General features: G+C 50.2%; 17 protein-coding genes. All 17 read left to right on the plus strand.

The window, feature by feature from the left end; genetic code table 11:
- Window positions 1-194 precede the first annotated feature (194 nt).
- The 17 genes from HMPREF2560_RS06245 to HMPREF2560_RS06300 all read left to right on the plus strand — a co-directional run bounded on the left by HMPREF2560_RS06245 (window position 195) and on the right by HMPREF2560_RS06300 (window position 8,743).
- Window positions 195-458 (plus strand): helix-turn-helix domain-containing protein, encoded by a 264-nt coding sequence (locus HMPREF2560_RS06245; protein ID WP_079453753.1) that lies wholly within the window; start codon window positions 195-197, stop codon window positions 456-458.
- A gap of 43 nt (window positions 459-501) precedes the next feature.
- A complete protein-coding gene (locus HMPREF2560_RS06250) occupies window positions 502-2,499 on the plus strand; it encodes a Mu transposase C-terminal domain-containing protein (RefSeq protein WP_070873765.1) in 1,998 nt (665 codons plus the stop codon).
- Window positions 2,500-2,534: 35 nt separating this feature from the next.
- Window positions 2,535-3,449: an AAA family ATPase gene (locus HMPREF2560_RS06255; RefSeq protein ID WP_070873766.1), complete on the plus strand. Its 915-nt coding sequence runs from the start codon at window positions 2,535-2,537 to the stop codon at window positions 3,447-3,449.
- A gap of 15 nt (window positions 3,450-3,464) precedes the next feature.
- Window positions 3,465-3,707 carry a toxin PIN gene (locus HMPREF2560_RS06260; RefSeq protein ID WP_004520480.1) on the plus strand — a complete coding sequence of 81 codons (243 nt, stop codon included), beginning with the start codon at window positions 3,465-3,467 and terminating at the stop codon, window positions 3,705-3,707.
- A gap of 27 nt (window positions 3,708-3,734) precedes the next feature.
- Complete coding sequence (locus HMPREF2560_RS06265) at window positions 3,735-3,974, plus strand: hypothetical protein (RefSeq protein ID WP_063076373.1); 240 nt, start codon at window positions 3,735-3,737, stop codon at window positions 3,972-3,974.
- Between the two features lie 99 nt (window positions 3,975-4,073).
- Window positions 4,074-4,229: a hypothetical protein gene (locus tag HMPREF2560_RS11270; protein WP_004520477.1), complete on the plus strand. Its 156-nt coding sequence runs from the start codon at window positions 4,074-4,076 to the stop codon at window positions 4,227-4,229.
- Window positions 4,226-4,348 (plus strand): hypothetical protein, encoded by a 123-nt coding sequence (locus HMPREF2560_RS11465; RefSeq protein WP_283132705.1) that lies wholly within the window; start codon window positions 4,226-4,228, stop codon window positions 4,346-4,348. The genes HMPREF2560_RS11270 and HMPREF2560_RS11465 overlap by 4 nt, the downstream gene beginning before the upstream one ends.
- A gap of 79 nt (window positions 4,349-4,427) precedes the next feature.
- Window positions 4,428-4,595 carry a hypothetical protein gene (locus HMPREF2560_RS11275; RefSeq protein WP_004520475.1) on the plus strand — a complete coding sequence of 56 codons (168 nt, stop codon included), beginning with the start codon at window positions 4,428-4,430 and terminating at the stop codon, window positions 4,593-4,595.
- Window positions 4,595-4,780: a hypothetical protein gene (locus tag HMPREF2560_RS06270; protein WP_083325565.1), complete on the plus strand. Its 186-nt coding sequence runs from the start codon at window positions 4,595-4,597 to the stop codon at window positions 4,778-4,780. The genes HMPREF2560_RS11275 and HMPREF2560_RS06270 overlap by 1 nt, the downstream gene beginning before the upstream one ends.
- Window positions 4,777-5,262, plus strand: a complete 486-nt coding sequence (locus tag HMPREF2560_RS06275; RefSeq protein WP_070873767.1) for a hypothetical protein — start codon at window positions 4,777-4,779, stop codon at window positions 5,260-5,262. The genes HMPREF2560_RS06270 and HMPREF2560_RS06275 overlap by 4 nt, the downstream gene beginning before the upstream one ends.
- Window positions 5,259-5,747, plus strand: coding sequence for a hypothetical protein (locus HMPREF2560_RS06280; protein ID WP_070873768.1), 489 nt, complete (start codon window positions 5,259-5,261; stop codon window positions 5,745-5,747). Before HMPREF2560_RS06275 ends, HMPREF2560_RS06280 begins: the two co-directional genes overlap by 4 nt.
- Window positions 5,748-5,771: 24 nt before the next feature.
- The gene (locus tag HMPREF2560_RS06285) at window positions 5,772-6,293 is read left to right on the plus strand and encodes a host-nuclease inhibitor Gam family protein (RefSeq protein ID WP_070873769.1); all 522 of its coding nucleotides are present in this window, start codon (window positions 5,772-5,774) and stop codon (window positions 6,291-6,293) included.
- On the plus strand, window positions 6,293-6,469 hold the full coding sequence (locus HMPREF2560_RS11280) for a hypothetical protein (protein ID WP_168167307.1): 177 nt from the start codon (window positions 6,293-6,295) through the stop codon (window positions 6,467-6,469). Before HMPREF2560_RS06285 ends, HMPREF2560_RS11280 begins: the two co-directional genes overlap by 1 nt.
- Before the next feature lie 58 nt (window positions 6,470-6,527).
- Window positions 6,528-7,415, plus strand: a complete 888-nt coding sequence (locus HMPREF2560_RS06290) for a recombination-associated protein RdgC (protein ID WP_070873770.1) — start codon at window positions 6,528-6,530, stop codon at window positions 7,413-7,415.
- A 157-nt stretch (window positions 7,416-7,572) separates the two neighbouring features.
- The gene (locus tag HMPREF2560_RS10925) at window positions 7,573-7,752 is read left to right on the plus strand and encodes a YdcA family protein (RefSeq protein ID WP_082815512.1); all 180 of its coding nucleotides are present in this window, start codon (window positions 7,573-7,575) and stop codon (window positions 7,750-7,752) included.
- A 149-nt stretch (window positions 7,753-7,901) separates the two neighbouring features.
- A complete protein-coding gene (locus tag HMPREF2560_RS06295) occupies window positions 7,902-8,303 on the plus strand; it encodes a gp16 family protein (protein WP_070873771.1) in 402 nt (133 codons plus the stop codon).
- The gene (locus HMPREF2560_RS06300; RefSeq protein WP_002233845.1) at window positions 8,303-8,743 is read left to right on the plus strand and encodes a Mor transcription activator family protein; all 441 of its coding nucleotides are present in this window, start codon (window positions 8,303-8,305) and stop codon (window positions 8,741-8,743) included. The genes HMPREF2560_RS06295 and HMPREF2560_RS06300 overlap by 1 nt, the downstream gene beginning before the upstream one ends.

The raw sequence follows: 8,743 nt of genomic DNA on the forward strand, positions 1-8,743 counted from the left end.
CTCTAACAAAAAGACTAACCAAAAAACCTTCCCTTTTGGTTAGAAATAATCTTAATAAAAAACAAAAGTTTATAAAATAATCGCCATTTGTTTGTAAATTGACTAACCAAAAGGGTTTACAACTATCCTTTTGGTTAGTATTATTCGTTTCACTAAGTCAAATGACTTAGCAAACAAACCCAAAAGGAATGCGTATGGAAACCCTAAAAGAAAGATTAATGGTAAAAATTGAAGATGCGGAAAGACAAAAACAAGATTGGCATCGTGCGGAAATTGTGGCAGCAGTTCGTAAACGCGGGAAAACAATTACTGCACTATCAATCGAATCCGGGTTAAGCGCGAATACATTAAAAAGCGCGTTGCAATTTAAATATCCAAAAGGCGAACGGATTATTTCAGACTTTCTCGGCATTCCACCTCAAGAGATTTGGCCTAGCCGTTATCCCAAACAGGTTTAACTTACTCAAAAGAGTAAACAAAAGTTTATATCAGGAGCAGTAAATGAGCAACACCATATCCTTAGAGGAGCTGAAAAATTTAAGTTTGCCCTGTCTTCCCAAGAACCTAGAAAGCATCAGATATCGTGCCAAAACGCAGGACTGGCCGTACATCGAAGAAGTTGGCAAAGCGCGTGGAGGCCGTCTGAAAAAATACTTAATCGCTTCCCTCCCTGCCGAAATCCGAGCAGCCATCATGAAACGGCAGTCGGACGAGCTGGCGGAGAAGATGCCGAAAACCCTGCCCCAAGTCAGACCGGGTACGGCGATGTCGGCTCAGGCACTGGCTGAAGCGGCAAAGCTGTTGAACGAGAAACAACGGTCGGTGGCGGATGCGCGATGTGCGGTGGTGGCGGCGGTGTTGGGTATCAAATATCAATACGGTTGCTCTGCCAAGGCTGCGGTGGCTCAGTTTTTGGGCTTGCTGGCAGAAGGCAAATTGGACGCGGTTACGCTTGGGAATTTGGAAAAGGCTAATGACCGCAGCCGGTCGGCAAAGGTTGGCGAACGTACTTTAGACGGCTGGATATCTGCTTATTTGAAAGCGGAAAACGCGACGGAGCGGTTGGTTGCTTTGGCTCCGAAGACGACAAAGGCGGTCAAGCCGATTGAAAGTTACGGATGGTTGCCGATGTTTATGCAGTTTCACAACATCCCTTCGGCTCCGAAACTGGCACACAGCTACCGCCGGTTTGTGCAGTGGGCGGAAGCGGAAAATATGCCGGTCAATGATGTGCCTAACTTGAGTATGGTGCGGCGCGTTTGGGACAAGCTCCCGTTGATTATGCAGGAGCGCGGCAGGAAAACGGGGGCGGCTTATAAATCGCTGCTGCCTTATGTGAAACGTGATTGGGGGGCTTTGAAGCCTAACGATGTTTGGATCGGCGACGGCCACAGCTTTAAGGCGAAGGTGGCGCATCCGGTACACGGCAGGCCGTTTAAGCCAGAAGTGACGGTGATTATTGATGGTTGTACGCGGTTTGTGGTCGGTTTTTCAGTATCTCTTGCTGAAAGTTGTGTGGCGGTATCGGACGCTCTGCGTATCGGGGTCAAGCATTTTGGTTTGCCGATTATCTATTACTCGGATAACGGCGGCGGCCAGACAGGCAAGACGATAGACCATGAAATCACGGGTATTACGTCCCGACTGGGTATCCGGCATGAAACGGGTATCGCGGGCAACCCGCAAGGGCGCGGCATCATTGAGCGATGGTGGAAAGACAATCTGATTGAGATGGCGCGGCAGTATGAGACGTTTGCGGGCGCGGGGATGGACAGCAGCACGAAGAACCTGATGTACCGCAAGATGGAAAGTGCTTTTAATGCTTTGGAAAAAGGCAAGGATTTGACGGAGGAACAACAGAAATATTTGAAAAAACTGCCGAGCTGGTCGCGTTTTATCGCGGATGTGGTCAAGTGTATCGACGAATACAACAACCGCCCGCACGGCGAGCTGCCCCGACATCCTGACGGCGGGCATTATACGCCGAAGGCTTATCGGGAAATGAGGCTGGAACAGGACGGTATCGCGCCGGATATGTTGTCGGCGGAAGAGCTAGCAACGATGTTTATGCCGCAAGAGGTGCGAAAGGTACAGCGCGGTTGGCTGGATTTGTTCAACAACTCTTATTTCTCAACCGAGCTGGCGGAGTATCACAAAGACGAGGTACGGGTCAGCTACGATTTGAGCGATGCGTCGGCGGTCAATGTGTTTGATATGGACGGCAAGTTTATCACTAAGGCGCAGGCCAACGGCAATACCCGCGAGGCTTTCCCGACGGCTCGTATCGACCAACTGGCGGAAAAACGCCGAAAAGGCAAAATCAAGCGGGCGGAAAATGCAATCAAGCTTGCAAACGCGGAAGTCAATCCGGCTTTGGAACAGGCTGCGGTTTGGGACGAGCTGGGACATTTGGGCGGAAACGTCATCGAGGCGAAGTATGCGGTATTGCCGAAAACGGGCACGGACGATTTTGTGCTATTTGAGGCGGATAGAAGTTAGAACGGTTTTAAACCTCTTTTAAAAGGACTAAAAAAATGAAACAAATCAATCATACATTGCAACAAAAACTGGCTGAATTTAAAGCCAAATCAGGCATGAACCAAACTCAACTGGCACGCGGTATCGGTACTTCACCGGCATCAATCAGTATGTATCTGAACGGCACTTATGCGGAAAAAGGCGGCAATTATGAAACCATCGAGCCGAAAATCGAGGCGTTTTTGGAGATGCAGGACAGTAAGGCGCGACGTGAAGAGCTGGTGTTGGGTTTTGTATCGACTAAGACGACACGCCGTATTGCAGAAGTGATGCGCGATGCGCACGAAGGCGGCGAAACGGTGGTGATCTACGGTCAGGCCGGCTTGGGCAAGACGCAGGCAGTCAAAAACTACTGCGAGAAAAACCCTGCGGCTATCTTGATTGAGGCTAATCCGAGCTTTACGGCTTTGGTCCTGATGCGCAAGTTGGCGACGGCGGCGAAGGTATCGGCGATGGGCAGCCTGAATGATTTGTTTGAGTCTGTATCTGACCGCCTGCGCGATTCGGGCCGTCTGATTGTGGTCGATGAAGCGGAAAACCTGCCGTTACGCGCCCTTGAAATTGTACGCCGTCTGCACGATGAGACTGGCTGCGGCTTGGTGTTGAGCGGTATGCCCCGACTGGTTGCGAATTTGCGCGGTAAGCATGGCGAGCTGGTACAGCTTTACAGCCGCGTGTCTGTTGCGCTGAATTTGGGCGAATCTTTGCCGGATGACGAACTCTTTGAGATTGCGAAAGCGGCTTTGCCTGATGCGGACGAAGAAACGCTCTTGGAACTGGTTAAACATAGTAACGGCAATACGCGCCGGATGAGCAAATTGATGCGCGGCGCGGTACGCACGGCGAACAAGAACGGTATCAAGATGCAGGCCGGTATCGTTAAGAAATACAGCTCCCTGATTATCCGATAAGAAAGGCCGTCTGAAATGAGACACGAATATGCGGTACACGCCGGAGTCTATGAGGACACTTGGCACGATTATGAAACCCATAAACGGCGGAAGATTTGGCGGGCTGATGTACGCGGCAAGCGGAAAGAAGGCTTCGCATGGTTGCAAATCCGCCGACTGCGGAAACGCTTCGAGAGCAAAGAGGAAGCCAAGGAATGGGCGGCGCAGGTTAAGGCGGATTGGGTACGCAATAATTTTTTTGCCTTGAGAAAATATTAAGTAATTGATTTATAAGGAAATAGGAAAATGTCTAATTTGTTTTGCGAACGAAAAACCAAGTGGATCGGTTTGGCTTTTTGGTTGTTGTTTTGGGCGGTTTTGGTGGGAACGATGCTGCACAGCTGCTCTAAGCCGGTGGTGTCGGCGGCAAAGTTGGAAATGTCACGCCGCGAGCGGATGGCGGATTTGGAGGCTCAAGCTTTGGGCGAGCAATACGAGTCGATGAGTACGGAGGAAAAAATGAAAGGGATTGTTTATGAGCGATAAGCCATTGAGCCCTACGGCGAAAAAAGAGGCTTTGGCACGGGCGGTAAAGGAAATCCGCGCGAAATATGGCGATAAGGCGATTATGAAAGGATGTGTGAAATGAGTTTCGGACGACGTAATACGGATTGGCAGGCTTGGGGACAACACCGCAGGCGTGCGACGGCGCGAATGGCGCAAAAAAGCCGAGAGCGTGAAATCGAGGAATATCAGGCGCGTTTTAAACGGCCTGCCGAGAAGAAGGAGGAGAAAAAATGATTTGGTTTGTTGGTGGATTGGCTGTGTTGGTGGTGCTGGGGATTTGGCTTGAACTGCTGGCCCGAATCGTCGTGTTGCACATGATAGGCGAAGGCCATGACGGGTATGACGACAATTAAAACGGTAAGCCGTTGATGTTGCTCTATATTTTTTTGCCTTGTTGAAAATATAAGGTATTGATTTAAAAGGATTTGAGAAATGAATCAAAAAGAAATTACCGAATGGCTCGAAGACCGTGGCGAGCTGATGATTATGAAAAAGGACGGCGAAGGCTTTGTGATTGCCGCGCGTGCGCCGGACGGGATGTGGAAAACGGCGGAGGCGGAAACTTTGGCCCGGGCGATAACTTTATGGGAGGAAGCGTGATGTTTCAGTGGATTTATTTCGGTGTGGCGTTTGTTTTGGGGCTGGGTATGGCTTTGGTTTGTATGGCGGACTTCCTTAATGGCCGCCGTCCGCTGAAGGCCGAAATATTAGGCGCGGCAGGAATCACTTTTGGCTTGTTGGCCGCGTGGCTGTCGATGATGGTGTTGTCCGGAGCAATCAAATGAACGTGAAATGCCCGAACTGCGGGGCGGTGCATAGCCTGGACGCCTTAATCAATGATGCAGAGGCTTCGGCGGTATTAAAGGCTGTGTTGGAGATGGATGCGGAATTGGGCAAGGCGGCGATACGGTATATCGGTTTGTTCCGCCCCGCCAAGTCCCAGCTCTCTTGGGCGCGTACCGCGAAACTGCTGAATGAGTTGCTGCCGATGATTAAGGCGCAGGAGGCGGCGCGTGACGGGGTTTGTTTTCCTGCCCCTACCGAGGCTTGGATTCACGGTTTTAATGAAACCGTTAATGCCCGCGACCAAGGTCGTTTGAAAACGCCGCTGAAGTCGCACGGATACCTGTATGAAATCCTTGCAGGCTGGGTTGACCAGCCAAGCGCAGGGAATCAGACAAACCAACCAAACCGCCGCGCCGCTCTGCCGGGCAACCCCAGCCAAACCCTGACCGCAGCCGCCTCACTGCAAGGACTGAAAAAATGAAAGAACTGCCTACCCAACTGCATAACGCCATGATCGACGGCCTGACCATGCTTTTGACCCTGCGTCTGAGCGGTTCGCCGGCTGCCGATACTGTGGCCGCCACTGCGCAAACTTGGAGCCGTGTGTTGGCGCACGGCCGGGCGTGGGACGAAGCGCGAGATGTTCCACGCTTTCAGACGGCCTTTATGGTGCTGGCGAATGAAATGAGCCGCTGGCCGAGTCCGAAAGACTTTTTAGACAAGCTGCCGCCACCGCCGGAGCCATTGAAATTGGAACACCATTACCACCCCACGGAAGAGGAAAAAGCGAAGGGAAAATCGGCTTTAAGCCGCATACAGGGCGTGATTAAAGAGGTATTAAGAGGCAAGTCGCTGATACCGCCTCCGGCTGAAACCGCCACCGAGCAGATTTTGAGAAACCGCGCAAAAGTTGAGGCACTTGCCAAGCGCGAACGCGAACAAGGCTTGAGCAAGCCGAAATGTTAAACCCAACCTGAAAGGAAAGAAAAAATGGCTAAAACCCGAATCAAACAGCCCGCTATCGAAGCGGCACAAGACAAAGCGGAAGTTACTGCGTTTATCCGCAAAATTGGCGATTTGCAGCGCGAAGTCAAACGCCTGGAAACCGAAGCCGGAGACAAAAAAGCAGTCATCGAAGAAGAATATGCCGCCAAAGCCGCGCCGATGTGTGCCGAAATCATGAGCCTGACCGAACGTGTGGCCGCATACTGCGAGGCACATAAGGACGAGCTGACGGAAAACGGTAAAACCAAAACCGTGGACTTTACTACCGGCCTGATTAAATGGCGCATCCGTCCGCCATCCGTCAAGGTAACGGGCGTTGCCGCCGTCTTGGCATGGCTCTCGGAGAAATCCGCCTTTGCCGAGTTTATACGCACGAAAAAGGAAATCGACAAAGACGCCATCCTGAATCAAAAAGAGCGTTTTTCAGACGGCCAAGTGCCGGGAATTAAGATTGTGTCGGGGCTTGAGGATTTTGTGATTGAGCCTACTGAGCAGGAGTTGGTGTGATGGCAAAAATTGTTATTACGATAGAAGACGAGATGACAGTAAACGGCCTGAACGGTGTAACCATCAGTTATGACGGCGATGTGGAGCTGGAATGCGAACTAACGATGGCGCAGATAACGGCTTATAACATCAAGAAATTTATAGATGCGGTTGAGTTTGAGGCCGCAAAAGGATGAGTAAAGCAAATTGACCCACGGCGGGAAACAACCCGCCATTTTTGAAAAAGGATTAGATATGTGGTTTAAACAAGTTACTCCATTCCGTGTGTTTGAATTGCCAGAAGCTGAACGCCTCAAAACAGCAATTGCAGAAAACTGGTTTTGTTCTCCTACCGGATTAGACTGGTTTAGTGAAGGCTTTTGTTCTCCGGTGCCATTTGGGAACCCTATTATTTTTGAAGCTCAAAAAACTATGCTTATCAGTTTGATGCGAGAAGAAAAAGTATTACCCAGTGCGGCCATCAAACATAAATTGGACGAACAGGTTGTTAAGATCCAAACTGCCGAAGACCGTAATGTCGGCCGCAGAGAAAAGCATGAATTACGCGAAGCAATTATCGACGACCTGTTGCCTAAAGCGTTGATTAAAAGCAGCCGCACTTATGGTTTATTTGCTGGCGAGTGGTTATTCGTTGATACGGCAAATCGCCGCAAGGCCGAAAACCTGTTGACCAAGTTGCGCGAAGCCCTTGGCGGCCTGCCGGCTCAACAACCAGTTCCCCGTCAATCGCCGGCATCATTGATGACCAATTGGCTGTTACAGGGCGAAGCTCAGGGGCGGTTTGTGTTAGATAGTGATGTTACCCTGGTCGGTGTGGGCGATGTTGCTCCCAAAGTTAAAATCAGCCGCAAAGACCTTACCGCCGAAGATGTGGTACAACACGCCAAAAACGGCATGAAAGTAACCGAACTTGGCTTAGTATGGAATGGCCGCATAGCATTTATTCTGACACAGGATTTAACACTGAAACGTATCCAATGGCTGGACGTTGTGCAGGAAGAAGCTGAAGGCAGCTGCGATGATGCGGAAAGTATGGCTTATGCCACACAGCTACTGATGGCGGCTGCACTGAGTGCGATTCTTGGTGAGTTGGTAGATTTACTGGGAGGTTGGCAGGAATGATGGAGGGTTGGGATGGATTCTGAAGGCTGGGATTTTTAAAGCTTGATTAAAGGCCGTCTGAAATGGGGTTTAAAACCTGTTTCAGGCGGCCTTTTTGTTTGTAGTCATATTGCGTATAATCAAACAACATTTTGACTATATCATATGAGGATAAATCATGAAGAAACTATTAATTGCCTGCGTAACTTTGGCTTTGGTGTCGATGCCTTTAACTGTACAAGCTAAGGGCCGTCAGCCTTGTTCGGGTAAAAAAGGCGGTGTGTCGCATTGTGCGGGGGATAAGTTTGTATGCCAAGACGGCAGTATTAGTAAATCAAAACGTATTTGCGGCCGTTAATAAGGTTTTGAAATTTTGGCTGTCTGAATTTTTCAGACAGCCTTTTTTATGTCTGTTTATTCCTAAAAAAATAATAACTTAATACTATATATTGTATTTTATTGGTATAATATTCGCTAATTTATACTATATATTGTATTGGAGAGATAATGCGCCGAGCGTTGATTGCGAAAATTAAGATTGCTCAAAAGGAGCTGGGCTTGGATGACGGTACCTATCGCGCGGTGTTGGAGAGCGTGACGGGCAAGCGGTCGTGTACCGAGTGCAGCATCCCTGAGCTGGAGCGCGTGGTCGAGGATTTGCGACAACATGGGTTTACGCCGAAAAAGACGGCAGGCCGTCGCCCGAACCGCCGAAGCTCTGCCGACCCGATGATGCGTAAAATTGAAGCCCTGCTGCTGGATAACGGCTGGAGCTGGAATTATGCGCACGGTACGGCGAAAAAGATGTTTAAGGTTGACCGTGTGGAATGGTTGTCCGACGGCAATATGCACAAGCTGGTGGCGGCGTTGCAGATTGCGGCGAACCGCCGTAAGAAAGGGGCTGTGTGATGTATGAGACGGCAGATTTTGGCGCGGTCAAGCATCTGCTTCCTGATAGTGTACAGGCGTTGATTACGGTCATCGGGTTTAATGAAACGCTGGAGTTGGTGCGCCTGATGGGCGGTACGACTTATCCGTTGCGGCAGGGTTATACGAAAAACAGTCAATCCCGTGTTGCGTACTTGGAGGAGATTATCGGCAGTGAGGCGGCCGGTCGGCTGGTGGAAGCGATGGCTCCGTGCAATCTGTTTATACCCCGTTGCGAGACGGCCTTGTATGAGTTGCGAAACCGTAAAATCCGCAGTCAGTTTGACCGACAGACGGCGGGTGGCACCCCCGCATATGAGGCCGTTAACGATTTGGCCTTGGCACACCGCCTAAGCGACCGCCATGTGTGGCGGATCCTGAAACAGGCGGATAAGGAAGCGGAGCAGGAAAATTTGTTTTAG

The sequence above is a fragment of the Neisseria sp. HMSC078H04 genome (assembly GCF_001838135.1).
Lineage (GTDB): Bacteria > Pseudomonadota > Gammaproteobacteria > Burkholderiales > Neisseriaceae > Neisseria.

Coding starts and splice junctions, on each gene's coding strand:
- HMPREF2560_RS06245 (WP_079453753.1), top strand. CDS start 195: ATGGAAACCCTAAAAGAAAGATTAATGGTAAAAATTGAAGATGCGGAA.
- HMPREF2560_RS06250 (WP_070873765.1), top strand. CDS start 502: ATGAGCAACACCATATCCTTAGAGGAGCTGAAAAATTTAAGTTTGCCC.
- HMPREF2560_RS06255 (WP_070873766.1), top strand. CDS start 2,535: ATGAAACAAATCAATCATACATTGCAACAAAAACTGGCTGAATTTAAA.
- HMPREF2560_RS06260 (WP_004520480.1), top strand. CDS start 3,465: ATGAGACACGAATATGCGGTACACGCCGGAGTCTATGAGGACACTTGG.
- HMPREF2560_RS06265 (WP_063076373.1), top strand. CDS start 3,735: ATGTCTAATTTGTTTTGCGAACGAAAAACCAAGTGGATCGGTTTGGCT.
- HMPREF2560_RS11270 (WP_004520477.1), top strand. CDS start 4,074: ATGAGTTTCGGACGACGTAATACGGATTGGCAGGCTTGGGGACAACAC.
- HMPREF2560_RS11465 (WP_283132705.1), top strand. CDS start 4,226: ATGATTTGGTTTGTTGGTGGATTGGCTGTGTTGGTGGTGCTGGGGATT.
- HMPREF2560_RS11275 (WP_004520475.1), top strand. CDS start 4,428: ATGAATCAAAAAGAAATTACCGAATGGCTCGAAGACCGTGGCGAGCTG.
- HMPREF2560_RS06270 (WP_083325565.1), top strand. CDS start 4,595: ATGTTTCAGTGGATTTATTTCGGTGTGGCGTTTGTTTTGGGGCTGGGT.
- HMPREF2560_RS06275 (WP_070873767.1), top strand. CDS start 4,777: ATGAACGTGAAATGCCCGAACTGCGGGGCGGTGCATAGCCTGGACGCC.
- HMPREF2560_RS06280 (WP_070873768.1), top strand. CDS start 5,259: ATGAAAGAACTGCCTACCCAACTGCATAACGCCATGATCGACGGCCTG.
- HMPREF2560_RS06285 (WP_070873769.1), top strand. CDS start 5,772: ATGGCTAAAACCCGAATCAAACAGCCCGCTATCGAAGCGGCACAAGAC.
- HMPREF2560_RS11280 (WP_168167307.1), top strand. CDS start 6,293: ATGGCAAAAATTGTTATTACGATAGAAGACGAGATGACAGTAAACGGC.
- HMPREF2560_RS06290 (WP_070873770.1), top strand. CDS start 6,528: ATGTGGTTTAAACAAGTTACTCCATTCCGTGTGTTTGAATTGCCAGAA.
- HMPREF2560_RS10925 (WP_082815512.1), top strand. CDS start 7,573: ATGAAGAAACTATTAATTGCCTGCGTAACTTTGGCTTTGGTGTCGATG.
- HMPREF2560_RS06295 (WP_070873771.1), top strand. CDS start 7,902: ATGCGCCGAGCGTTGATTGCGAAAATTAAGATTGCTCAAAAGGAGCTG.
- HMPREF2560_RS06300 (WP_002233845.1), top strand. CDS start 8,303: ATGTATGAGACGGCAGATTTTGGCGCGGTCAAGCATCTGCTTCCTGAT.